The organism is Tsuneonella dongtanensis (assembly GCF_001698205.1).
GTDB lineage: Bacteria > Pseudomonadota > Alphaproteobacteria > Sphingomonadales > Sphingomonadaceae > Tsuneonella > Tsuneonella dongtanensis.
In genome coordinates, this window is record NZ_CP016591.1 from 1,892,096 (window position 1) to 1,915,103 (window position 23,008).

Below are 23,008 nucleotides of genomic sequence, written 5' to 3' on the forward strand. Positions count from 1 at the left end.
GTGCCTAGCGCACCCAATCCAGCCCGATTTCCTCAAAGATTTCGCGGCTTTCGGCCCAGTTTTCCTCGACCTTCACGTGAAGGAACAGGTGAACCTTCTGGCCGAGAACCTCGGATAGCTCCGCGCGCGCTGCCTCGCCGATCGCCTTGATGCGGCTGCCGCCCTTGCCGAGCACGATCGCCCGCTGGTTGTCGCGGCCGACAACGATCTGCTGGTGAATCTCGACGCTGCCGTCCTTGCGTTCGATGTACTGCTCGGGCCGGACCGCGCTGTCGTAGGGCAGTTCCTCGTGCAGCTGTTTGTAAAGCTGCTCGCGGGTTATCTCTGCCGCCATCAGGCGTTCGCTGGCATCGCTGACCTGATCCTCCGGATAGATCCATTCGCCTTCGGGCATCATCGCGGCGAGCGCGACCTTCATCTCGGCCACGCCGTCTCCGGTCTGCGCCGACACAAAGAACACCTCGGCGAAGTCGACCTTGCCGGTCAGCTCCTGCGCGAGGACCAGCAACGGCTCCTTCTTAGCCACGTCGACCTTGTTGAGGACGAGTATCTTGCGCTCCGGCCGTCTTCCCAGCGCTTCCACCAGCGGCTCGAGCTCGTGCCGTCGCTGCTTGACCGGGTCGACCACCAGCAGGATCGCATCGGCGGCGTGCGCTCCCTCCCACGCCGCGCTGACCATCGCCCGGTCCAGTCGGCGCCTGGGTGCGAAGATGCCCGGCGTATCCACCAGGACCATCTGCGTCTTGTCCTCCAGAGCGATCCCCATCAGCCGTGCCCGGGTGGTCTGCGCCTTGGCGCTGACGATGGCGACCTTCTGGCCGACGAGCGCATTGACCAAGGTGGACTTGCCCGCGTTGGGCGCTCCAATCACCGCGACGAAGCCGCATCGCGTGGATGTCTCGGCGGTCATCCGAATTTCTCCATGAAAGCCTTGGCGGCGGCGGTTTCCGCCTGCTGCTTGCTGTTGCCGGTCGCTTCCACCTCGCCGACGTTGAGGACGCTCACGCGAACGGTAAAGCTGGCGCTGTGATCGGGGCCCGAGCGGTCCTTGAGCTCGTAGACCGGCGGCTTGCGCCGATTGCCCGCAGCCCATTCCTGGAGTGCTGACTTGGGGTGCTTGGAGCGCCCGCGACGCCCATCGAACGCCTCGCGCCACAACACGCGGATAAGATCCCGCGTGGGGTCGAAACCGGCATCGAGGAAATTCGCGCCCAGCAGGGCCTCCATCACGTCGCCCAGCACGTTGTCGCTGTCATGCGCGCCGTCGTCGCGCGCCTGCTTGCCCAGGCGCATGTGCTCGGGCACCCCGATGTCGCGGGCGCAGCAAGCGCACGTGTCGCGGCTGACCAGAGCGTTGAGGCGCTGCGCCAACTGGCCTTCGGCGGAGTCGTCGGTCTGGTAGAGCCATTCGGACACCGACAGCGCGAGCACGCGGTCGCCGAGCCATTCGAGCCGTTCGTAGTTGGCGGCATCGCCCGTGCTGCCATGGGTCAGCGCGGCACGCCACATCGTCTCGTCGCGCACGGTGAATCCGGTGTCCGCGAGCCATTTACGGGTTTCGGTTGCGAGGATGCTCATATGCCGTCCCCGATGCGATCCCATCGAGCTGCCGAGAACCAGGTCCACGGCTTGATCCAGTCCGCCGAGCCGTCGGTCGACCAAACCATCACGCTCGCCCGCGCGACCATCAGCTCGGTGGGGATCATGCCCACCCCGCCACCCGGACTGGCAGGAAACCGGCTGTCCTGCGAATTGTCGCGATTGTCGCCCATGGCGAATACGCTGCCCTCGGGCACGATTACCGGTCCGAAATCGTCCTGCGGCGTGCGCCCGAAGTCGAGCGTGTCATAGGTGACGCCCGACGGCAGCGTTTCCCGGTACTGGGCATAGGTGCAGGTTGCGGGGCTGCCGATGCCACCCCAGGCGCAGGCGGTGTTGGGCGATTGCGGGATGACGAAGTCGGCCACGCGCTCGCGCTTCACGGGAACCCCGTTGAGGATGATCTGCCCGCCCTTCATCGCCACGCTGTCTCCGGGCAGGCCGATCACGCGCTTGATGTAGTCGACCTTATCGACCGGGTGCTTGAATACGACCACGTCGCCCCGCTCGGGCAGGGAGGCGAAGACCTGGCCGGGGATCAGGGGCAGGTTGAACGGCAACGACCAGCGCGAATAGCCATAGGGCCATTTCGCCGCGACGAAGTAGTCGCCATTCCAAAGACGCGGGAGCATCGATTCGCTGGGGATCGTGTAGAACGAGAAGAAGAAGCTGCGGAACACGAACACCGCGACCGCGAGCTTGAGGACGAACGCGCCAAAGCTTCCCCAGCTTTCCTTCTCGGGTTCGCCGGGCGTCCTGACGACCTCGACACTGGCCGTCATCGGACGCATCCTTCGACGGGCGTGTCACACCTGTCACACAGTCCTGAAGTAAAAGTGCCTTCCGCGGAGAATACGACTTCATGCAGCGCAGACGGTGGCCGGGAAAGCGGGGTGCGGCTATCGATCATCTGCGCTCCACTAGGCGCGAGTGTGGCGGGTAGGAAAGGAATTTAATGTGAACGTTGCGGTCCGGAAAGCATGGGATGCGATCGAGGCTTTGCAGCAGCCCACGCTCGGCCAACTGTTCACGGCTGATCCCGATCGCCTCGGCAAGCTTTCGGCCCGGCTGGACTGGCCGGGAAGCGAGGACATGGGCGGCGCCATCTTCGACTGGTCTAAGACCCATCTCGACGACGATGTGCTGGCTGCGTTCGAGGCGCTTGCCGACGCGAGCGACTTTGCCGGCCGGCGCGCCGCGCTGCTGTCCGGCGCGGCGATCAACGTGACCGAGGGGCGCGCGGCCGAGCATACCGCGCAGCGCGGGATCGGCGCGGAAGCGTCGGTCGAGGAAGCGGCGGAGTTTCATCACCGCATGCACCTGCTGGTCGATGCCATTCACCGGGGGGCGCTGGGCGAAATCCGCCACCTGATCCATATCGGCATCGGCGGCTCTGCGTTGGGCCCCAAGCTGGCGATCGACGCCCTGGCGAGGGACGGCGCGCTGGTCGAAGTCCATGTCGTCTCGAACATCGACGGGCTCGCGCTGGAAGAGGCCTTTGCCGCCGCCGATCCCGCGACGACGATGGTCGCCGTCGCCAGCAAGACCTTCACGACGATTGAGACGATGACCAACGCGGCCAGCGCACTCGACTGGCTCAAGGAGAACGGCGTTGTCGATCCCTACGGCCGCGTGGTCGCCCTGACGGCAGCACCCGACAAGGCGGTCGAATGGGGCGTCGACGAAACCCGCGTGCTGCCGTTCTCCGAAAGCGTCGGCGGACGGTATTCGCTGTGGTCGTCGATCGGCTTCCCGATCGCTCTCGGCGTGGGGTGGGAGGCGTTCGACGCCATGCTCGCCGGCGCCCACGCGGTCGACGTGCACTTTCGCGATACCGACGGGCGCGCCAACCTGCCGCTGCGCGCGGCCTTTGCCGATCAGCTCTACACCCGCGTGCGCGGGTGCCAGACGCGCGCGGTGTTCGCCTATGACGAGCGGCTGAAGCTGTTTCCCGACTACCTCCAGCAGCTCGAGATGGAATCGAACGGAAAGCGCGTGACCTTCGACGGAGAGCCGGTCGAGGGCGCGACTGCCCCGATCACCTGGGGCGGGGTGGGGACCGATGGGCAGCACGCGGTGTTCCAGCTGCTTCACCAGGGCACCGTGGAGGTGCCGGTGGACTTCATCGCCAGCGTTGCTCCGGGCGACGCGCTCGATCCGGCGCACCATGCGATCCTCCTTACCAACTGCTTTGCGCAAGGCGCGGCGCTGATGGCCGGCGGCAACATGAGCGCCGACGGCAAGGACCCGGCGCGAGCTTTCCCCGGCGACCGGCCCAGCGCGACGATCCTGTGCGACGATATCGACGCCGCCACATTGGGCGCGCTCATCGCGTTCCACGAGCACCGCACGTTCGCGAATGCGGTCCTCCTCGGCATCAACCCCTTCGACCAGTTCGGGGTCGAGCTCGGCAAGAAGATGGCCAAGGACATTGAGGCGGGCGGGGGCGATTTCGACCCGAGCACGCGGGCGCTGCTCGAGGCGGCGGGGCTTTCGGCATGAAGCTGCTGACTGCCGCCGCGCTGGCGCTGGCAGCGTTCGGAGCGGACGCCGCGCTTGCACACGAGCGCATCCTGTTCGTCGGGAACAGCTTCACCATGGGCGCAAACTCGTCGGCGCTGCGATATCGCGCGGACAGTGTCGAGGCGCTGGGGGAAGCGAATATCGGCGGCATCCCGGCGATCTTCGAACGCTTCGCGGAGCAGGCGGGGTTCGAATGGGAAGCAAGCCACGAACTGCGCGGCGGGAGCGACCTGGCCTACCATCTTTCCGAAAAGCGACAGGCGATCGACAAGCCGTGGGATGTCGTGGTGCTGCAGCAGTATTCGACGCTCGACGCGAAGAACCCCGGCAACCCCGCATCGACCGCGCGCGACGCGCCGGAGCTCGCCCGCCTCGTCACGGCGCGCAACCCGGGCGTGAAGGTCTACCTGCTGGCGACATGGACCCGCGCGGATCAGGCGTACAAGCCGACCGGACACTGGTTCGGCAAGCCGCTCGCAACGATGGCGATCGACGTGCGCCGTGCGCTCGACGCAGCCGACGCCGCGTCCGACGACATCGACGGCGTGATCCCGGTGGGCGAGGCCTGGCAGCGAGCCATCGAGGCGGGCGTGGCCGACGCCAACCCCTATGACGGGCGCGACTTCGGCAAGGTCGATCTGTGGAGCTACGACCAGTACCACGCGAGCGCAGAGGGTTCGTATCTCGAGGCGCTGGTCGTGTTCGCGCAGATCACCGGTTACGATGTGCGCCGCTTCGGCGCGGGAGAGAAGGCGGCAAACGAACTCGGCATCGATCCGAAGGTCGCCGCGGCATTGCAGAAGGTGGCGATGGAGCAGTTTGACGACGCCGCGACCGCTTCCGATTGACTTTCTCGCTGCAACGCACCATATGCGCCGGCATCGAGAAGCCCTGGCAGCGTGAACAGGCGGGAAACCGCCCCGGCCGCATCTCGGTTCATTTCCCTGACTTCCCATTTCACGCGGGTCGTTGACGGGGCCCCCAGGCAACAGTCTGGCGGCTCCAACCACCCCGCGAACGCGCGCAGCGAAAGCTGCTGCGCGCTGTCGCTCGCATACGAGTCTACACCACATGTCATTCGAACAACTCGGGCTTTCGCAGCCCATCCTCCAGGCGCTGGAGCAGAAGAACTATACCGTTGCCACTCCGATCCAGACGCAGGCGATTCCGCTCGTGCTCGAGGGCCGCGACCTGCTCGGCATCGCGCAGACCGGGACTGGCAAAACCGCCGCGTTCATGCTGCCCAGCATCGACAATTTGCGCGAGGCGGGGCGGCAGACGCCGTTCAAATCGTGCCGGATGCTCGTGCTCGCCCCAACCCGCGAGCTCGCGGGCCAGATCGCCAAGAGCGCCGAGGACTACGGCGGCTTCACCGGCCTCAAGGTCTCGGTTGTCGTCGGAGGCACCTCGGTCGGCAAGGACCGTAACAAGCTCCACCGCGGCACCGATATCCTCGTCGCCACGCCGGGCCGTTTGCTCGATCTCGTCGACCAGAAGGCCTTCCGGCTCGACGGCGTGGAGATCCTCGTCCTCGACGAGGCGGACCAGATGCTCGACCTTGGCTTCATCCATGCGCTGCGCAAGCTCGTCGCGCTGATGCCGAAGGAGCGGCAGACGCTGCTGTTCAGCGCCACCATGCCGTCTTCGATCAAGGATCTGTCGAAACAGTACCTGACCAACCCGGCGCACGTCTCGGTCACCCCGGCGGCGACCACTGCCGAGCGCGTCGAGCAATATGTCACGCTCGTCAGCCAGTCGGAGAAGCAGGGCCTGCTGGAGATGATCCTGCGCAAGCGCTATCCCAAGACCGAGGGCATGGAGCGCGTGCTGATTTTCACCCGCACGAAGCACGGTGCGGACCGCGTCGTGAAGAAGCTGGCACAGGCCGGCATCCAGGCCGACGCGATCCACGGCAACAAGAGCCAGCCGCAGCGCGAGCGGGCCATTGCCAACTTCAAGTCGGGCAGGGTGCCGATCCTCGTCGCGACCGACATCGCGGCGCGCGGGATCGATATCCCGGGCGTGAGCCACGTGATCAACTTCGAGCTGCCCAACGTGTCCGAGCAGTACGTCCACCGTATCGGCCGGACGGCGCGCGCGGGTGCGGACGGCATCGCCATGACGCTCTGCGCCGAGGACGAACGCGCCTACCTGCGCGACATCCAGAAGCTGACAGGCGTCACTTGCGAACGCCTGCCGCTGCCCGACAACTTCCGCGCCTTCATCGAGGAAATGCCGATCGTCCGGCCCAAGGGGAACCCGGGCCAGGTCCAGCAGCCGCGCGCCAAGAAGGTCCATCCCAAGCCGCTCGGCGGCGATCGCCGAAACGATCGCGGTCCGCGCCGGGACGAGCGCCAGGCCGAGCGCCCGGCAGCGCAGGGCGGCGATCGCGCAGCCAAGCCTGCCGGCGGCGGTCAGAACAAGCGTCGCCGGTTCCGCGGCAAGGGCGCCGGTGGCGGCAACGGCGGCGGCCAGGGCGGTGGAAACTTCCAGCGCCGATCGCGCGGCTGACGGTTGCCCGGTAACTTTCGCCGCGCCATAGGCGAACTCCCCGACAGGAGAAGCTTATGGCCGGCGAATACGACTACGATCTCTTTGTAATCGGGGCAGGCTCGGGCGGGGTCCGCGCGAGCCGGGTTGCGGCGGCGCATGGCGCGCGGGTCGCGATCGCCGAGGAATACCGCGTCGGCGGCACCTGCGTCATCCGCGGCTGCGTGCCGAAGAAGATGCTCGTCTACGGCGCGCATTTTGCCGAAGACCTCGAAGACGCGAAGAACTTCGGCTGGACGATCAGCAAACCGAAGTTCGACTGGAAGACCCTGCGCGACAACGTGCTCAAAGACGTCGACCGGCTCAATGGCGCCTACACCGACACGCTGAACAACCACGACGTGGAGATCATTCTGGAGCGCGCCGAACTGGTCGGCCCGCACGAGATCAAGCTCGCCGGCGGCAAGTCCGTTACCGCGAAATACATCCTGATCGCGACCGGGGCCCGGCCGCACGTGCCCGATTGCCCGGGCAACGATCTCGGCATCACCAGCAACGAGGCGTTCCATCTCGACGCGATCCCCAAGCGCGTGCTGATCGCCGGGGGCGGCTATATCGCCAACGAATTCGCCGGCATCTTCAACGAATTCGGCAGCAAGGTCACGCTGATGATCCGCGGCGATCAGTTGCTGCGCGGTTATGATCGCTCGCTCTCGGACAGGCTGCTCCAGATCAGCATGGCCAAGGGCATCGACTTCCGGTTCAACGCCCAGTTCAAGAGCATCAAGCGGAGCGGCAAGGCGCTGAAGGTCTCGATGTCCGGGCACGAGGACATGACCGTTGATTGCGTGCTGTTCGCGACCGGCCGGGTCCCCAACACCGAAGGTCTCGGGCTGGACAAGGCCGGGGTCGAACTGGGCGACAAGGGCGAGATCAAGGTCGACCGGTTCAGCAAGACCAGTGTCGACCATATCTACGCGGTCGGCGACGTGACCGACCGGGTGCAGCTGACCCCGGTGGCGATCCGCGAGGGGCAGGCTTTCGCCGACACCGTCTTCGGCAAGGGCGATCCGGTCGCGGTCGACCACACGGTGATCCCGTCAGCGGTGTTCAGCCACCCGCCGCTCGCCGCGGTCGGCATGACCGAGGGCGAAGCGCGCAACAAGCTCGGCAACATCAAGGTCTACCAGTCGGACTTCCGCCCAATGAAGAACGTGCTCGCCGGACGCACCGAGCGGGCGCTGTACAAGATGATCGTCGATGCGGCGAACGACCGGATCGTCGGCATCGGCATGATCGGCCCGGATTCCGCCGAGATCATGCAGGCCGCCGCGGTGGCGGTGAAAGCGGGCCTGACCAAGGCCGATTTCGACGCGACAGTCGCGATCCATCCGACGATGGCGGAAGAACTGGTGCTCCTGAAGTAGGTCGATTGCCTATCGTGGGCCCGCGGCGTAGCCTCGACGGCGAAGGGAGAAGGGCATGGGTGGAACCGTCCTCGTCACCGGCGGCACCGGCTATATCGCCGGGGAGCTGATCGACCAGTTGCTGGGCAAGGGCTGGACGATGCGCACCACCGTCCGCAGCAATGCGAAAAGCGAGGGCAAGCTGCGCAAGCGCTGGCCCGACGCGGGCGAGCAATTGTCGGTGTTCGAAGCCGAACTGATGGACGACGCCGGGTGGGCCGAAGCCACCGCAGGCTGCACCCATGTCGCCCACGTCGCCTCGCCGATCGCCGCCGCCGCTCCGAAGCACGAGGACGAGATGATCGTGCCCGCGCGCGAGGGCACGCTGCGCGCGCTGCGTTTCGCGCGCGATGCCGGGGTCACGCGCTTCGTCCAGACGAGTTCGATGGCAGCGGTCGCCTATGGCCGCGCCGAGAAGGTCTACACCGTCAGCGAGAAGGACTGGACAAACGTCGACCACCCCGACGTCTACCCTTACGTCAAATCGAAGACGATCGCCGAGCGCGCCGCGCGCGACTGGGTCGCTGCGGAAGGCGGTGGGATCGAGTTCGTCTCGGTCAACCCGTCGATGGTTCTGGGGCCGGTGCACGACGCGGATTTCAGTCCCTCGGTCGAGGTCGTGAAACAGCTCCTCAACGGATCGATGCCGATGGCGCCCGACCTCGGGTTCGCGATCGTCGACACACGCGACTGCGCGGACCTGCACGTGCGCTGCCTCGAGACCCCGGGCCTCGCCGGCGAGCGGTTCCTTGCCTCGGGACGCTTCTACAAGATGATCGAGGTCGCGCGGATCCTGCGCGACAACCTGCCGCCCGAACAGACCCGCAAGGTGCCGACGCGCGTCATGCCGAACTGGATGGTGAGCATCCTGGCGCTGGTGAATCCGGGCGTCCGTTCGATCAAGGCGGAGATCGGCAAGAGCCGCAACGTCGATTTCAGCCACGCGAAGGAGCGACTCGGATGGGCCACCCGGCCCGAGGCGGAGAGCATCGTCGACTGCGCGAAAAGCCTGATCGCGCATGGGGTGGTGAAGGTCTGATGCGGCTCGAAGGCAAGACGGTCCTCCTCACCGGAGGAACAGCCGGTATCGGCGAGGCGATGGCGCACCAGCTGAAGGCGAAAGGCGCGGAGGTGATCCTGACCGGCCGCTCCAGCGACGGCCTTGCGCGGATGCGTGATGCGGGCTTCGAGGCGATAGAGACCGACCTGTCTTCTCCCGCCGGGGTCCGGACGATCGTCGACACGCTGGGCGAACGCGAGATCGACGTGCTGATCAACAATGCCGGGCAGGGCGTCGACCACGATTTCCGGGAGGCCCCGCCCGATCCCGATGCCGCCGACGACTGCATCTATGCCAACCTCAACACCCCGATCCGGCTGATCGCCGCATTCGTGGAGCAGCTGAAGGGTCGGCCGCAGGCGGCGATCGTCAACGTCACCAGCGGCCTGGCGATCGCACCGCGTGCGGGCGGGCCGGTCTATTGCGCGACCAAGGCAGGCCTCAGGGCCTATACCCAGGCGATCCGCGCCCAGCTCGCGGGCACGTCGGTCAACGTGATCGAGGCCCTGCCCCCGGTGGTCGACACGCAGATGACCGCCGGGCGCGCCAACCGCAAGATGCCGGCAGAGGAATGCGCCCGCCAGATCATCCGCGCGATCGAGCAGGACCGGACCGAGGCGAACGTCGGCATGGTCAAGCTGCTGAAGGCGGTGCATTCGGCAAGTCCCGCGCTCGCCAGGCGCATCATGCTGAAATTCTGACAGCTTGACGCTTCGCTTTCGACCGGCCTAACCGCCGCTGTCGAACACGGAGAGAGCATGTCTGCCAATATCGCCGAGATGGAACGCCGCCGCGCCGCCGCCAAGCTGGGCGGGGGCGAAAAGCGGATCGCCGCGCAGCACGCCAAGGGCAAGCTCACCGCACGGGAACGGCTCGACGTGCTGCTCGACGAGGGCAGCTTCGAGGAACTCGATGCCTACGTCGAACACGACTGCGTCGACTTCGGGATGCAGGACCAGAAGATCCCCGGCGACGGCGTCGTCACCGGCAGCGGCACCATCAATGGCCGGCTGGTGTTCGTGTTCAGCCAGGACTTCACCGTGTTCGGAGGCTCTCTATCGAAGCGCCACGCGGAGAAAATCTGCAAGGTGATGGACAGCGCGATGAAGGTCGGCGCGCCCGTCATCGGCCTCAACGACAGTGGCGGCGCGCGCATTCAGGAGGGCGTCGCATCGCTGGGCGGTTATGCCGAGGTGTTCCAGCGCAACGTGCTGGCGAGCGGGGTGGTGCCGCAGATCAGCCTCATCATGGGTCCGTGCGCGGGCGGGGCGGTCTATTCGCCGGCGATGACCGACTTCATCTTCATGGTGAAGGATTCGAGCTACATGTTCGTCACCGGCCCCGACGTGGTGAAGACCGTCACCAACGAGGTGGTCACGCAGGAGGAATTGGGTGGGGCGGTGACTCACACCACCAAGACCAGCGTCGCCGACGTGGCGTTCCAGAACGACATCGAGGCGCTGCTGGCTACCCGCGCGTTTTTCGACTTCCTGCCGCTGTCGAACCGCGAGACGGTGCCAGAGCGGCCGACCGACGATCCGTGGGACCGGCTCGAGGACAGCCTCGACACGCTGATCCCGGCGAACGCCAACCAGCCCTACGACATGCACGAAGTGATCCGGAAGGTCCTCGACGAGGGCGATTTCTTCGAGATCCAGCCGGCGCACGCGGGCAACATCCTGTGCGGGTTCGGCCGGATCGAGGGGCGCACCGTGGGCGTGGTCGCCAACCAGCCGATGGTGCTCGCGGGCGTGCTCGACATCAATTCATCCAAGAAGGCCGCCCGCTTCGTGCGATTCTGCGACGCGTTCGAGATCCCGATCCTCACCTTCGTCGACGTGCCCGGCTTCCTCCCCGGCACGGCGCAGGAGCACAACGGCATCATTAAGCACGGCGCCAAGCTGCTGTTCGCCTATGCCGAGGCGACCGTGCCCAAGATCACCGTGATCACCCGCAAGGCCTATGGCGGCGCCTACGACGTGATGGCCTCCAAGCACCTGCGCGGCGACCTCAACTACGCCTGGCCCACCGCCGAAATCGCCGTGATGGGCGCCAAGGGCGCGGTCGAGATCATCTTCCGCGGCCTCGGTTCGGAGGAGATCGCGGAGAAGACGAAGGAATACGAAGACCGCTTCGCCAACCCCTTCGTCGCGGCGCAGCGGGGGTATATCGACGAGGTGATTTATCCCCACTCGACGCGTCGGCGCATCGCGCTGGGATTGCGCAAGCTACGCGGGAAGGTGCTCGAGAACCCGTGGAAGAAGCATGACAATATTCCGCTGTGAGGAAGCCGCATGACCGGTGACTTAAATATCAACTTGCCAGACATTCCGGAAGAGTCGCATAGCTTTTTAAGGCGCATATTCGGACCGTTGGCTGAAGTAGGCGACTTGCTCAGCGACAAAATCCGCTTCTACCGTTGGAAGTCTTCTCTTGAGACAATAAATCGCGCCAAGCAGATTGCCGCTGAACACGGCTTCGAAGCTCAGGAAGTTCCCTTTAAGACGCTAATCCCACTTTTGGAAAATGCTTCACTTGAGGACGAGGCCAGCCCGTTAATCGACAAATGGGCAAATTTACTTGCAACTGCGTCATTTGATCCGAAGTATATAGAGAACATATTTATCTCAATGCTTTCGCGATTCTCTGTAAAAGAGCTTGAGCTCTTGGAAAGATTTGTCTGCCCGGAACTCATATCCGACATCGGTGCCGATAAAGAAGTCACACAGGTCGTACTCGACGCATCCGTAAGCGGCGCCACCTCCGCCTTAGTGGACACGATAAGCTCACTCATAGGCAAAAGATCGAAGTTAGAATACCGAAGTGATTTAGAAAACTATATCGACAGCTTGCCTCAATTTTCTCAGCACATCTTAATTGAGAAGGTTGGCATTGATTTTGTACCCTTCGTTGAAGATGATCTATATTCGCGCTTCGATGAAGTCGAAAATTTCCAAGCTCGTTCCATACTTTTATCTGAGATGCTTCTCACCTGCACCCAGTTCCGCCACACTTTCCGAGATTTTACGTTCTACGCTAACATTGTCACGCCATCATCTTTGGGTATTGCATTCGTAGTAGCTTGTCGTGGTGATCTCCTCCCGGAGAAAGTGGCATCCAAATGAAACTCGGCCGTCTTAACCACATCGGCGTCGCGACGCCCTCGATCCCGGAAAGCGTGGCCTATTACCGCGAGGTGATGGGGGCGACCTCGATCACTGAGCCGTTCGACCTGCCGGAGCAAGGGGTGAAGGTCTGCTTCGTCGATACGCCGGGCGAGAATGGCACTAACGGCACCCAGATCGAGCTGATCGAGCCGCTGGGGCCGGACAGCACGCTTACCGGTTTCCTCGCCAAGAACCCGGCGGGCGGGCAGCATCACCTTTGCTACGAAGTGCCCGACATTGCCGAGGCGCGCGCGTGGTTCGAGGGGCTGGGCAAGCGTATCCTCGGCCCCACCCGTATCGGCGCGCACGGGACGCCGATCTTCTTCCTCCACCCCAAGGACATGATGGGCCAGCTCACCGAGATCATGGAGTCGCCGCGGGGCGGGCACTGATCGGACTTCGCTTGCCGTAGCGGACTTGCCAGAGGTGGGCGATCGCGTCACACCCGTTGCGAAGCGAAACGCACATTTGGGAGAGCGCGCGTGGCCGATTACGAAACCATCCTGACCGAGCGCGTCGGGAATGTCCTCAAGATCACGCTCAACCGGCCCGAGCGGCTCAATGCCGCCTCGATCGAGCTGGCGAACGAGCTCACCTCCGCGTTCTACGACCTCGGCGATGCGCGCGCGGTGCTGATCACCGGGGCGGGAAAGGGCTTCTGTTCGGGCGCGGACCTCGCGGCGCGCGGCGAGCGCAGCGCGCTCCAGATGAAGGGCGGCAGCCACCTTGCTCTGCAGAACCACTACAACCCGCTCGTCAGCCAGATCATGCGTTGCCCGGTCCCCGTGGTCTGCGCGGTCAATGGACCGGCGGCGGGCGTGGGCTGCTCGATCGCGCTGGCCGGCGACTTCGTGATCGCAGGGCGCAGCGCCTATTTCCTGCAGGCCTTCGTCAACATCGGCCTGGTGCCCGACGGCGGCTCGACCTGGCTGCTCGCCCGCAGCATCGGCCGCGCCCGCGCCACCCGCATGATGATGCTCGGCGAGAAGATCGGGGCCGACCAGGCCGAGGAATGGGGCCTGATCTACAAGGCCGTGGACGACGCGGCGCTGATGGACGAGGCGATGGCGCTCGCCACGCTGCTCAGCGAAGGGCCGACCGTCGCCTACCGCACGATGAAGGCGAACATCGCCACGGCGCTCGACGGCACGCTGCCGCAGGTCCTGCTCGCCGAGGCGGAAGGCCAGAGCCTTGCGGGTGCGAGCGCCGACGCGATGGAGGGCGGCATGGCCTTCCTTCAGAAGCGCAAACCCGCCTTCAAGGGAGCCTAAGCCATGTTGTTCTACGACAGCGCCAACCCTGCGCCGAACCCGCGCCGCGTGCGCATCTTCGCCGCGGAAAAGGGCATCTCGCTGCCCAGCAAGGACGTCTCGATCCTCGCCCGCGAGCAGAAGTCGCCCGAGTACGTGGCCAAGAACCCGCGCGGGCAGACGCCCGCGCTCGAACTCGACGATGGGACGGTCATCGCGGAAAGCGTGGCCATCTGCCGCTTCCTCGAAGCTTTGCATCCCGATCCGCCGTTGTTCGGCCGTACCCCGACCGAGATCGGCGTGGTCGAGATGTGGAACCGCCGGGTCGAGATGATCGCGATGAACCCGATCGGCCAGGTCTGGGTCCACACCCACCGGTTCACCGCCGCGCTTCCGGGACGCAACGCCGAATGGGGCGAGGCGAACAAGGGCCATGTGGCGCGCGCATTCGCCTTCTTCGACGAGTCGCTGGGCGACCGCGAATTCCTTGCGGGCGAACGTTTCTCGATGGCCGACATCCTGCTGCTGACCACCGTGGATTTCGCGAAGTTCGTCGGATGCGGGCCGGGGGATGATCTCCCCGCGTTGACCCGGTGGCACGAAACCGTCAGTGCGAGGCCCAGCGCTTCCGCCTGAGGTACGAATGACAGACAAGACCAGGGACGACTGGCAGGCTCTCGCCGACAAGGAGGTCAAGGGCCGCGACCTGACGTGGCACACGCCCGAAGGCTTCGCGATCCAGCCGCTTTACACCGCCGATGATGTGCCTGCCGACCCGGGCCTCCCCGGCTTCGCGCCGTTCACTCGGGGGGTGAAGGCGAGCATGTACGCGGGCCGCCCGTGGACGATCCGCCAGTACGCGGGCTTCTCGACCGCCGAGGAATCGAACGCGTTCTACCGCCGCAACCTTGCGATGGGGCAGAAGGGCCTCTCGGTCGCCTTCGACCTTGCCACCCACCGCGGCTACGACAGCGACCACCCGCGCGTGGTGGGTGACGTCGGCAAGGCGGGCGTGGCGATCGACACGGTGCGCGACATGGAAATCCTGTTCGACGGCATCCCGCTCGACCAGATGTCGGTCAGCATGACGATGAACGGCGCGGTGATCCCGGTGCTGGCGTTCTTCATCGTCGCCGCCGAGCGGCAAGGCGTGAGCCGCGACAAGCTCGACGGGACCATCCAGAACGACATCCTCAAGGAGTTCATGGTCCGCAACACGTACATCTACCCGCCCGAACCATCGATGCGGATCGTGTCGGACATCATCGCCTACACCTCGGCCGAGATGCCGAAGTTCAACTCCATCTCGATCAGCGGCTACCACATGCACGAGGCCGGGGCGACCGCGGTGCAGGAGCTCGCCTTCACCATCGCCGACGGCAAGGAATACGCGACCCGCGCGATGGCCGCGGGGCTCGACATCGACGCCTTCGCGGGACGTCTCTCGTTCTTCTTCGGCATCGGGATGAACTTCTTCATGGAAGTCGCCAAGCTGCGCGCCGCGCGGACGCTGTGGTGGAAGACCATGAACGGACTGGGCGCGAAGAGCGAGCGCTCCAAGATGCTGCGCACGCACTGCCAGACGAGCGGCGTCTCGCTGCAGGAGCAGGACCCTTACAACAACGTCATCCGCACCACGATCGAGGCGCTGGCATCGGTGCTGGGCGGTACGCAGTCGCTGCACACCAACGCGCTCGACGAGGCGATCGCGCTGCCGACCGATTTCTCCGCCCGCATCGCGCGCAACACGCAGCTGGTGCTGCAGGAGGAGACCGGCATCACCAACGTCGTCGATCCGCTCGGCGGCAGCTATTACGTCGAGGCGCTGACCGCGAAGCTGGTCGAGGAAGCGGAGAAGCTGATTGCCGAGGTCGACGCGGCGGGCGGGATGACCGCCTACGTCGCCAGCGGCAAGCCCAAGGCCGCGATAGAAAGCGCGGCGGCGGCCAAGCAGGCCAGCGTCGACCGCGGCGAGACGGTGATCGTAGGCGTCAACAAGTACCGCAAGGCCGAGGAAGAGCACCTCGACACGCTCGACATCGACAACCACGCTGTGCGCGAGGCGCAGATCGCGCGGCTGAAAGCCGTGCGTGCCGGGCGCGACGAGGCGGCATGTCAGGCCGCACTCAAGGCGCTGACCGAAGGCTGCACCAACGGCGGCAACCTCCTCGCGCTCGCGGTCGAGGCCGCGCGACACGATGCCACGCTCGGCGAAATCTCCGCCGCGATGGAGGAGGCATTTGGCCGCTACGGCACCAACCCGACGCCGGTGAAGGGCATCTACTCCGCCGCCTACGAGGGCGACAGCCGCTATGCGCAAGTGGTCGAGGGCGTAGCCGCGGTCGGCCGCCGCTTGGGCCGCGCGCCCAAGGTTCTGGTCGCAAAGATGGGCCAGGACGGGCACGACCGCGGCGCGAACGTGATCGCGAGCGCCTTTGCCGACATGGGCTTCGACGTGGTCAGCGGCCCGCTGTTCCAAACCCCTGCCGAAACCCGCGACATGGCTCTGGCAGAAAAGGTCGACGCCATCGGCGCGAGCAGCCTCGCCGCCGGGCATAAGACGCTGATCCCCGAGCTGATCGGCCTCCTGCGCGAGGCGGGTCGCCCCGACATCAAGGTCGTCGCGGGCGGGGTGATCCCGCCGCAGGACTACGACTTCCTCCGCGAGGCGGGAGTGCAGGGCATTTACGGACCGGGGAGCAAAGTGGTCGAATGCGCCGCGGACATGCTGCGTCTGCTTGGGCACAACATGCCGCCGATTGGCAGCGAACTGAGAGAGAAAGCGAAATGAGCGGTCCGTTCGACGGCGAAATGGTGCGCGAGAAGTCCGTCGCGGGCGCGACGCTGTTGCTCTACGACTGGTTCAAGCACATGACGACACTGTCTCTGGTCACGCTCGGTGGCGTGCTCGGCATCCTCCAGGCGGCCGAGATGAACGTGCGGTCCGGCCTTCTCGGCGCCATGATTTCGGCGATAGCCGTCGCCGGAATTCTCGGCTTCGATGGTCAGAACCGGCTTCTTATCGCCGAAATTGCGGGCAAGCCGCTCCCCTCCTACCTGACTTGGCATCGCCGTATCGCGATGGCGGCTTACGGCACGGGCACGGGCGCATTCCTGTCGCTGATAGTGGAGTCGGTTAGTTGAGTATTCGTACCGACTGGACCCGCGAGGAGATCTCGGCCCTCTTCGACCTGCCGTTCACCGAACTTCTGTTCCGCGCGGCCACCGTCCACCGCAAGAACCATCCGCCCGAACAGGTCCAGCTGTGCACGCTGCTCAGCATCAAGACCGGGGGCTGCCCGGAGGATTGCGGCTATTGCTCGCAGTCGGTGAAGGCCGACAGCGGTGTCGAGGCGAGCAAGCTGATGGACGTGCAGGCTGTGCTGCAATCGGCCGCGCAGGCCAAGGACCACGGCAGCCAGCGGTTCTGCATGGGCGCCGCCTGGCGCAACCCCAAGGACCGCGACATGCCTGCGATCGTCGAGATCGTGAAGGGCGTCCGCGCGATGGGGTTGGAGACCTGCATGACGCTCGGCATGCTGACGCCGAAACAGGCCGACATGCTCGCCGAGGCGGGGCTCGACTACTACAACCACAACATCGACAGCAGCCCCGAATACTACGAGCGCGTCATTACCACCCGCACCATGGCCGACCGGCTGGATACGCTGTCGAACGTGCGCGCGGCGGGGATCAACGTGTGTTCGGGCGGGATCGTCGGCATGGGGGAGACGCGCGCGGACCGCGTCGGCTTCGTCCACACGCTCGCCACGCTTCCGCAGCATCCCGAGAGCGTGCCGGTCAACGCGCTGGTGCCGGTCAAGGGCACGGTGCTGGGCGACATGCTGGCCGATACCCCGCTTGCGAAGATCGACGATATCGAGTTCGTCCGGACCGTCGCGGTGGCGCGGATCACGATGCCGCTCTCGATGGTGCGCCTCTCCGCCGGGCGCGAGTCGATGAGCGAGGCGACCCAGGCGCTGTGCTTCCTCGCCGGCGCGAACTCGATCTTCACCGGCGACAAGCTGCTCACCGCCCCCAACGCCGGCGACGACAGCGACGCCGCGCTGTTCGCCAAGCTGGGGCTGACGACGCTCAAGGGTGAGGAACCGCTGCGGGCGTGCAAGGTGGTGGAGGCTGCGGAATGAGACTGAGCTGGTGGGCAATTCTTCTTGTGGTTTTGCTCGGACTTGGAATCCTGGTCAGCTTTTTGGCTCTCGCCATGCTCTTGGAGGCACAATACACGGGCGATAGCTGGATGAGTGAGGTCGTGTTTGCCGTGGTGGCGATCTCGGTGTTTGTAGGCCTCTTTCACTTGTCCTGGAAAATCACTGACGGAATTTGGCGCGCTCTTGGAATGGTTGGAAGCCGCGATTCCAATTCAGATCAACCCGATGGACTTAACGACGCTGACCTGCAGGAGTAGAGATTTGTTCTCCAAAATCCTCATCGCCAACCGGGGCGAGATTGCTTGCCGGGTCATCAAGACCGCGCGCCGGATGGGTATCGCGACGGTCGCGGTCTATTCGGACGCCGACGCGCGCGCGCCGTTCGTGCGGATGGCGGACGAGGCGGTGCACATCGGCCCGGCGCCCGCGGCCGAGAGCTACCTGATCGCGGACAAGATCATCGCCGCGTGCAAGGCGACCGGGGCCGAGGCGGTGCATCCGGGCTATGGCTTCCTTTCCGAACGCACTAGCTTCGCCGAGGCGCTGGCGAAGGAGGGCATTGCCTTCATCGGACCGCCGGTGAACGCGATCGCGGCGATGGGGGACAAGATCGAGTCCAAGAAGCTGGCGAAGGTAGCGGGGGTCAACGTCGTCCCCGGTTTCGTCGGCGAGATCGAGGATACCGAGCACGCCGTGCGTATCTCGAACGAGATCGGCTACCCGGTGATGATGAAGGCCAGCGCCGGCGGCGGCGGCAAGGGCATGCGCCTCGCCTACACCGAAACCGACGTGCGCGAAGGCTTCGAAAGCGTGAAGCGCGAGGGGCTGAACAGCTTCGGCGACGACCGCGTCTTCATCGAGAAGTTCATCCTCAACCCACGCCACATCGAGATCCAGATCCTCGGCGACCAGCACGGCAACATCGTCTACCTCAACGAGCGCGAGTGCAGCATCCAGCGCCGCCACCAGAAGGTGGTCGAGGAAGCGCCGTCGCCCTTCGTCACGCCCGCGATGCGCAAAGCGATGGGCGAGCAGTGCGTCGCGCTGGCCCGCGCGGTCGGGTACTACAGCGCGGGGACGGTCGAGCTGATCGTCAGCGGCGCGGATCCCACGGGGGAGAGCTTCTACTTTCTCGAAATGAACACCCGGCTGCAGGTCGAACACCCGGTGACGGAAGCCATCACCGGCATCGATCTCGTCGAACAGATGATCCGCGTGGCGGCAGGCGAGAAATTGCCGTTCACGCAGGCCGACATCGGCATCGACGGCTGGTCAATCGAAAACCGCGTCTATGCCGAAGACCCCTATCGCGGGTTTTTGCCCAGCACCGGCCGCCTCACTCGCTACCAACCGCCGGTGGACGGCTGGACTGATGACGGCAGCGCCAACGGTCGCCGGGGCGTTGACGGCGTGCGCGTCGACGACGGCGTCTACGAAGGCGGCGAGGTCAGCATGTTCTACGACCCGATGATCGCCAAGCTGGTGACCTGGGCCCCGACCCGCGACGAGGCTGCCGACCTGCAAATCGCCGCGCTCGATGCGTTCGAGATCGAGGGGCTAGGCCACAACGTCGATTTCCTCAGCGCGATCATGCAGCACCCGCGCTTTCGCAGCGGAGAACTCACCACCGGCTTCATCGCCGAGGAGTATCCCGCGGGTTTCCACGGCGCCGAGGCCGACACCCGCACCGTCGGCGTGCTCGCCGCGGTCGCCGGCGCCATCGCCACCGCCGACGCCGACCGCGCGCGGCGGATCGACGGCCAGCTCGGCGACGAACGCGCTGCTCCGGGCGACTGGGCGGTCCGCATTGGCAAGGAAGACCACGCCGTCAGCCTTGAGGAAGATGCGATCACCGTCGATGGCCAGCCGGTCGCAATTGCGCTCGAATACACGCCCGGCGACCGGTTCGTGTCGGTCGAGCTCTACGAAAACAACGACGACGATGAGGCCGAACCGCTGGAAACCTACGGCATCCAGCTCAGCCCCACCCACACCGGCTACCGCATGACCACCCGCGGCGCGAAGCACGACGTGCGCATCCTGCCCGCCCATGTTGCGCAATACGCGCAGCACATGATCGAGAAGGTGCCCCCGGACCTTTCGAAGTTCCTCATCTGCCCGATGCCGGGCCTGCTAGTTTCGCTCCATGTCGAAGAGGGCGAGGAGGTCCAGCCCGGCCAGCCGCTCGCCACGGTCGAGGCGATGAAGATGGAAAACATCCTCCGCGCCGAAAAGGCCGCCACGGTCGGCAAAATCAACGCGAAGCAGGGCGACAGCCTGGCGGTCGACGAGGTCATCCTCGAGCTCGAATAGGCGGATTCACAACGCGACCACAGGCTGCTCCGCCCCGGCACACCTGTGCGTATTAACCGCGAATCGTGGTAAACTCGCTGGCGTCGCCGCGCGTTTCGCGAGAATCCTGCCAGTGTCCGGACATCCCTCCGGGCGAAGCAGGAGAACGACGATGGCTCACCAGGGTATCGGTTTCTTCGACGGCCGCGGCCATTTCTTCAAGACGCCCGACGAGGCGACGATCAGCGATCTTGCCGCCTTGCTCGGCCGCATCGGCGATGGCGAAAGCTTGGCACCGGGTATCGCGCAGACGCTGCTCTGCCGCCGCGACGATCTCGAGCGGCTCTTCCGCGAACACGACGAAATGATGGCGGGCGCGGGTGCCAACGTCACGAAGCTGCCGACGCGCGAGCGGCCGGCCGCCTAGTCCTCGATCAGCGCCACCGCGCGGATCCAGCCCGCGCTGGCGCGTTCGATCTTTACCGGGAAGCAGCTCAGTGTGAAGCCGTGGCTCGGCAGCGCGGCGAGATTGGTCAGCTTCTCGATCTGGTAGTACGGGCGGATGCGCCCGGCCTTGTGGCCTTCCCAGATGATCTTGGGGTCGCGGGTTTCGGCCCATCGCCGGGCGGTGTGGCTGAACGGCGCGTCCCAGCTCCACGCATCGGTACCTACCACTTCGACCCCACGCTGGGTAAGCCACAGCGTCGCCTCTTCGCCGAGCCCGACGCCCTGGTCGGTAAAGTTCTGCGTCCCGTAGATCGCGCCCGACTGGACAAGCACGATGTCGAGCGGTTGGAGATCGTAGCCGATCTTTTCGAAGGCCTCGGCCACTTCCGCGCCGGTCACCACATGGCCGTGCGGAAGGTGGCTGAAATCGAGCTTCACGCCGGGCCGGAAGAACCGGTCTAGCGGGGCCTCGTCGATACTCGGGGCGGGGGTGGCGCCCCCAAGACTTCCATGCCCGGTTGTGGAATGAAAGTGCCACGGCGCGTCCATGTGGGTGCCGTTATGGGTGGAAAGCGTCAGGCTCTCGACCGCCCACCCTTCGCCCTCGGGCAAATCATCCTTCTCGAGACCCGGAAAGAACATGGCGATCTGCTGCCAGGTGTTCTCGTGCGTCATGTAGTGGATCTGCGGCCGCATCACCTCGGGGTCGGAGACGACATCGTTGGTGATCGGGATCGAAAGATCGACGAAACGCGTCATGCGGCCAGCTCGGCGTCGAGGAAATCAGCCACGTCGGAGATCTCGACATCGCGGGCGAGAAACGCATCGCCGATACCGCGCAGTAGGATGAAGGGCAGGCGCCCGGCATCCATCTTCTTGTCGTGGAGCATGTGATCGGCGAGCCGCCGGCCGTCGGCATCCAACCCGAGCCGGGACAGCGACGAAGGCAACCCGGCCGCCTCCATCGAGCGTGCTACCGCCTCTGCCTCCTCGGCTGCGATGAACCCTCTCCGCGCCGAGTACCGTGCCGCGAGAACCATCCCGAGTGCCACGCCCTCACCGTGAAGCAGGCGGTCGGAAAAGCCGGTCTCGGCCTCCAGCGCGTGGCCGAAGGTATGCCCCAGGTTCAGCAGTGCGCGCCGACCGCTGGTCTCGCGTTCGTCCTCGGCGACGATCGCGGCCTTCATGGCGACGCTGGTGGCGACGGCGTGCTCGAGCGCGTTCTCGCGCAGGGCGAGCACCGCGGCGCCGTTATCGGACAGCCAGTCGAAGAACTCGCGGCTGCCGAGGACGCCGTACTTGAGCACCTCGGCGTAGCCCGCGCGCAATTCGCGGGCGGGTAGAGTGTCGAGCGTGGCGAGGTCGGCGACGACCAGCGAGGGCTGGTGGAAGGCGCCGACGAGGTTCTTGCCGGCATCGGTATTGATCGCGGTCTTTCCGCCGACCGAACTGTCGACCTGCGCCAGCAGGGTGGTGGGGACCTGTACGAAGCCGCAGCCGCGCTTGAGGATGGCCGCGGCGAAACCCGTAAGGTCGCCGACCACGCCGCCGCCGACCGCGAACACGTGGTCGCCGCGTTCGACGCCGCGCTCGAGCAGCCAGTTGCACAGCTTGGCGAGAACGTCCCAGCTCTTGGACATCTCGCCCGCTTCGACCTGAAAAACATCGGCCGAGCGGCCAGCTTGGGCGAGGGCCGCCTCGATCCGCCGCCCATGCGCACCCCAGGCGTTGGCATCAGCGACGACCGCGACGCGGTTCTTGCGCATGAAGGGAGCGGCGATATTTCCCAGCGTCTCGAGCAACCCGCGCCCGACATGCACTTCATAGCCGCGCCCGGCGAGGGAGACTGGGATCACAGCCATGCGTCGATTGCCTCGATGATCTGCAGCGCGGTCGCCATGTGCGGATTCGCCTTGCTGGTGACATGGATCGGCGCCTCGGCATAGAGCGGAGAGCGTTCGCGGTGGAGCCGGGTGAGGATCTCTTCCGGATCGCCCCCCTTGAGGAGAGGCCGGTTATCTCTGCGCGCAGTCCGCTCGACGAGCGTCGGCACATCGCAATCGATCCACACCACGATCGCGCGATCGAGCAGAAGCGCACGGGTTTCGTCGTTCACGAATGCGCCGCCGCCGGTGGCGATGACGCCGTGGGATTCCTCGATCAGGCGCGCGATCACGCGGCGCTCCCCGTCGCGGAAATGCGTTTCGCCGAACCGTTCGAAAATTTCCGGAATGGACATCGCTGCGGCTTCGGCGATCGCTTCGTCGGCGTCCACGAAATCGGTCCCGAGCAGCGTGGCGAGCTTTCGCCCGACGGTGGATTTGCCAACGCCCATGAGGCCGACGAGCACCACCGGCCGGTCGATCCGGGCGGCGATCGCGCCGATCTCGGCGTCGCTCAGGCTCGGGCTGGCGGAGTGCATTGCCGCCCCGCCTATAGATGGGCTAGGGCGCGTGCAACCAACCACACCTTGCGGGAAGGGCAGTCTGACTTGGCAATGACATGGTCGCGGAGGAAGTGGATGGCCGTCGGGCTGGTCGTTGTA

Annotated in this window: 23 protein-coding genes; 17 read left to right on the forward strand and 6 right to left on the reverse strand. The window is 65.5% G+C overall.

Annotation, left to right across the window (positions count from 1 at the left end):
• Positions 1-4: 4 nt before the first annotated feature.
• Genes era through lepB form a run of 3 tightly spaced genes read right to left on the reverse strand, consistent with a single transcriptional unit; the run spans position 5 to position 2,381 of the window.
• Positions 5-910: a GTPase Era gene (era, locus tag A6F68_RS09265; protein ID WP_067678996.1), complete on the reverse strand. Its 906-nt coding sequence runs from the start codon at positions 908-910 to the stop codon at positions 5-7.
• Positions 907-1,578, reverse strand: coding sequence for a ribonuclease III (gene rnc, locus A6F68_RS09270; protein WP_074428303.1), 672 nt, complete (start codon positions 1,576-1,578; stop codon positions 907-909). The genes era and rnc overlap by 4 nt, the downstream gene beginning before the upstream one ends.
• A complete protein-coding gene (gene lepB / locus A6F68_RS09275; RefSeq protein WP_067682390.1) occupies positions 1,575-2,381 on the reverse strand; it encodes a signal peptidase I in 807 nt (268 codons plus the stop codon). The genes rnc and lepB overlap by 4 nt, the downstream gene beginning before the upstream one ends.
• A gap of 175 nt (positions 2,382-2,556) precedes the next feature.
• Here lepB and pgi point away from each other — a divergent pair, with 175 nt between their 5' ends.
• The 17 genes from pgi to A6F68_RS09360 all read left to right on the forward strand — a co-directional run bounded on the left by pgi (position 2,557) and on the right by A6F68_RS09360 (position 20,443).
• Positions 2,557-4,101 (forward strand): glucose-6-phosphate isomerase, encoded by a 1,545-nt coding sequence (pgi, locus tag A6F68_RS09280; protein ID WP_067678998.1) that lies wholly within the window; start codon positions 2,557-2,559, stop codon positions 4,099-4,101.
• Entirely contained in the window at positions 4,098-4,970 is an 873-nt protein-coding gene (locus A6F68_RS09285; protein WP_067679001.1) for an SGNH/GDSL hydrolase family protein, read from the forward strand. Before pgi ends, A6F68_RS09285 begins: the two co-directional genes overlap by 4 nt.
• A 223-nt stretch (positions 4,971-5,193) precedes the next feature.
• Entirely contained in the window at positions 5,194-6,633 is a 1,440-nt protein-coding gene (locus tag A6F68_RS09290) for a DEAD/DEAH box helicase (protein ID WP_067679004.1), read from the forward strand.
• Positions 6,634-6,689: 56 nt separating this feature from the next.
• Positions 6,690-8,039 (forward strand): glutathione-disulfide reductase, encoded by a 1,350-nt coding sequence (gor, locus tag A6F68_RS09295; protein ID WP_067679007.1) that lies wholly within the window; start codon positions 6,690-6,692, stop codon positions 8,037-8,039.
• A 55-nt stretch (positions 8,040-8,094) separates the two neighbouring features.
• Complete coding sequence (locus A6F68_RS09300; RefSeq protein WP_067679010.1) at positions 8,095-9,117, forward strand: NAD-dependent epimerase/dehydratase family protein; 1,023 nt, start codon at positions 8,095-8,097, stop codon at positions 9,115-9,117.
• Positions 9,117-9,839 (forward strand): SDR family oxidoreductase, encoded by a 723-nt coding sequence (locus A6F68_RS09305; protein ID WP_067679013.1) that lies wholly within the window; start codon positions 9,117-9,119, stop codon positions 9,837-9,839. The genes A6F68_RS09300 and A6F68_RS09305 overlap by 1 nt, the downstream gene beginning before the upstream one ends.
• Positions 9,840-9,896: 57 nt before the next feature.
• Entirely contained in the window at positions 9,897-11,423 is a 1,527-nt protein-coding gene (locus A6F68_RS09310) for an acyl-CoA carboxylase subunit beta (RefSeq protein WP_067679016.1), read from the forward strand.
• 9 nt (positions 11,424-11,432) lie between these two features.
• Positions 11,433-12,263: an Abi-alpha family protein gene (locus A6F68_RS09315; RefSeq protein WP_067679019.1), complete on the forward strand. Its 831-nt coding sequence runs from the start codon at positions 11,433-11,435 to the stop codon at positions 12,261-12,263.
• Positions 12,260-12,697, forward strand: a complete 438-nt coding sequence (mce, locus tag A6F68_RS09320; RefSeq protein WP_067679022.1) for a methylmalonyl-CoA epimerase — start codon at positions 12,260-12,262, stop codon at positions 12,695-12,697. Before A6F68_RS09315 ends, mce begins: the two co-directional genes overlap by 4 nt.
• 90 nt (positions 12,698-12,787) lie before the next feature.
• Positions 12,788-13,576, forward strand: coding sequence for an enoyl-CoA hydratase-related protein (locus tag A6F68_RS09325; protein WP_067679025.1), 789 nt, complete (start codon positions 12,788-12,790; stop codon positions 13,574-13,576).
• A gap of 3 nt (positions 13,577-13,579) precedes the next feature.
• A complete protein-coding gene (locus A6F68_RS09330) occupies positions 13,580-14,191 on the forward strand; it encodes a glutathione S-transferase family protein (RefSeq protein ID WP_067679027.1) in 612 nt (203 codons plus the stop codon).
• A gap of 7 nt (positions 14,192-14,198) precedes the next feature.
• Positions 14,199-16,346 carry a methylmalonyl-CoA mutase gene (scpA, locus tag A6F68_RS09335; RefSeq protein ID WP_067679030.1) on the forward strand — a complete coding sequence of 716 codons (2,148 nt, stop codon included), beginning with the start codon at positions 14,199-14,201 and terminating at the stop codon, positions 16,344-16,346.
• Entirely contained in the window at positions 16,343-16,699 is a 357-nt protein-coding gene (locus A6F68_RS09340) for a hypothetical protein (protein ID WP_067679033.1), read from the forward strand. The genes scpA and A6F68_RS09340 overlap by 4 nt, the downstream gene beginning before the upstream one ends.
• Complete coding sequence (gene bioB, locus A6F68_RS09345) at positions 16,696-17,703, forward strand: biotin synthase BioB (protein WP_067679036.1); 1,008 nt, start codon at positions 16,696-16,698, stop codon at positions 17,701-17,703. Before A6F68_RS09340 ends, bioB begins: the two co-directional genes overlap by 4 nt.
• Positions 17,700-17,981: a hypothetical protein gene (locus A6F68_RS09350; protein WP_157096700.1), complete on the forward strand. Its 282-nt coding sequence runs from the start codon at positions 17,700-17,702 to the stop codon at positions 17,979-17,981. The genes bioB and A6F68_RS09350 overlap by 4 nt, the downstream gene beginning before the upstream one ends.
• Positions 17,982-17,985: 4 nt before the next feature.
• Positions 17,986-20,037 (forward strand): acetyl-CoA carboxylase biotin carboxylase subunit, encoded by a 2,052-nt coding sequence (locus A6F68_RS09355; RefSeq protein WP_067679051.1) that lies wholly within the window; start codon positions 17,986-17,988, stop codon positions 20,035-20,037.
• A 151-nt stretch (positions 20,038-20,188) separates the two neighbouring features.
• Positions 20,189-20,443, forward strand: a complete 255-nt coding sequence (locus tag A6F68_RS09360; protein WP_067679054.1) for a hypothetical protein — start codon at positions 20,189-20,191, stop codon at positions 20,441-20,443.
• Here the strand turns inward: A6F68_RS09360 and A6F68_RS09365 are convergent.
• The 3 genes from A6F68_RS09365 to A6F68_RS09375 are packed head-to-tail and all read right to left on the reverse strand — an operon-like array spanning position 20,440 to position 22,885.
• Complete coding sequence (locus tag A6F68_RS09365; RefSeq protein ID WP_067679057.1) at positions 20,440-21,222, reverse strand: cyclase family protein; 783 nt, start codon at positions 21,220-21,222, stop codon at positions 20,440-20,442. The genes A6F68_RS09360 and A6F68_RS09365 overlap by 4 nt on opposite strands.
• Positions 21,219-22,325 (reverse strand): 3-dehydroquinate synthase, encoded by a 1,107-nt coding sequence (gene aroB, locus A6F68_RS09370; RefSeq protein ID WP_067679059.1) that lies wholly within the window; start codon positions 22,323-22,325, stop codon positions 21,219-21,221. Before aroB ends, A6F68_RS09365 begins: the two co-directional genes overlap by 4 nt.
• Complete coding sequence (locus A6F68_RS09375; protein WP_067679061.1) at positions 22,316-22,885, reverse strand: shikimate kinase; 570 nt, start codon at positions 22,883-22,885, stop codon at positions 22,316-22,318. The genes aroB and A6F68_RS09375 overlap by 10 nt, the downstream gene beginning before the upstream one ends.
• Between the last annotated feature and the right edge of the window lie 123 nt (positions 22,886-23,008).

Coding starts and splice junctions, on each gene's coding strand:
- era (WP_067678996.1), bottom strand. CDS start 910: ATGACCGCCGAGACATCCACGCGATGCGGCTTCGTCGCGGTGATTGGA.
- rnc (WP_074428303.1), bottom strand. CDS start 1,578: ATGAGCATCCTCGCAACCGAAACCCGTAAATGGCTCGCGGACACCGGA.
- lepB (WP_067682390.1), bottom strand. CDS start 2,381: ATGACGGCCAGTGTCGAGGTCGTCAGGACGCCCGGCGAACCCGAGAAG.
- A6F68_RS09285 (WP_067679001.1), top strand. CDS start 4,098: ATGAAGCTGCTGACTGCCGCCGCGCTGGCGCTGGCAGCGTTCGGAGCG.
- A6F68_RS09290 (WP_067679004.1), top strand. CDS start 5,194: ATGTCATTCGAACAACTCGGGCTTTCGCAGCCCATCCTCCAGGCGCTG.
- gor (WP_067679007.1), top strand. CDS start 6,690: ATGGCCGGCGAATACGACTACGATCTCTTTGTAATCGGGGCAGGCTCG.
- A6F68_RS09300 (WP_067679010.1), top strand. CDS start 8,095: ATGGGTGGAACCGTCCTCGTCACCGGCGGCACCGGCTATATCGCCGGG.
- A6F68_RS09305 (WP_067679013.1), top strand. CDS start 9,117: ATGCGGCTCGAAGGCAAGACGGTCCTCCTCACCGGAGGAACAGCCGGT.
- A6F68_RS09310 (WP_067679016.1), top strand. CDS start 9,897: ATGTCTGCCAATATCGCCGAGATGGAACGCCGCCGCGCCGCCGCCAAG.
- A6F68_RS09315 (WP_067679019.1), top strand. CDS start 11,433: ATGACCGGTGACTTAAATATCAACTTGCCAGACATTCCGGAAGAGTCG.
- mce (WP_067679022.1), top strand. CDS start 12,260: ATGAAACTCGGCCGTCTTAACCACATCGGCGTCGCGACGCCCTCGATC.
- A6F68_RS09330 (WP_067679027.1), top strand. CDS start 13,580: ATGTTGTTCTACGACAGCGCCAACCCTGCGCCGAACCCGCGCCGCGTG.
- scpA (WP_067679030.1), top strand. CDS start 14,199: ATGACAGACAAGACCAGGGACGACTGGCAGGCTCTCGCCGACAAGGAG.
- A6F68_RS09340 (WP_067679033.1), top strand. CDS start 16,343: ATGAGCGGTCCGTTCGACGGCGAAATGGTGCGCGAGAAGTCCGTCGCG.
- A6F68_RS09350 (WP_157096700.1), top strand. CDS start 17,700: ATGAGACTGAGCTGGTGGGCAATTCTTCTTGTGGTTTTGCTCGGACTT.
- A6F68_RS09360 (WP_067679054.1), top strand. CDS start 20,189: ATGGCTCACCAGGGTATCGGTTTCTTCGACGGCCGCGGCCATTTCTTC.
- A6F68_RS09365 (WP_067679057.1), bottom strand. CDS start 21,222: ATGACGCGTTTCGTCGATCTTTCGATCCCGATCACCAACGATGTCGTC.
- aroB (WP_067679059.1), bottom strand. CDS start 22,325: ATGGCTGTGATCCCAGTCTCCCTCGCCGGGCGCGGCTATGAAGTGCAT.
- A6F68_RS09375 (WP_067679061.1), bottom strand. CDS start 22,885: ATGCACTCCGCCAGCCCGAGCCTGAGCGACGCCGAGATCGGCGCGATC.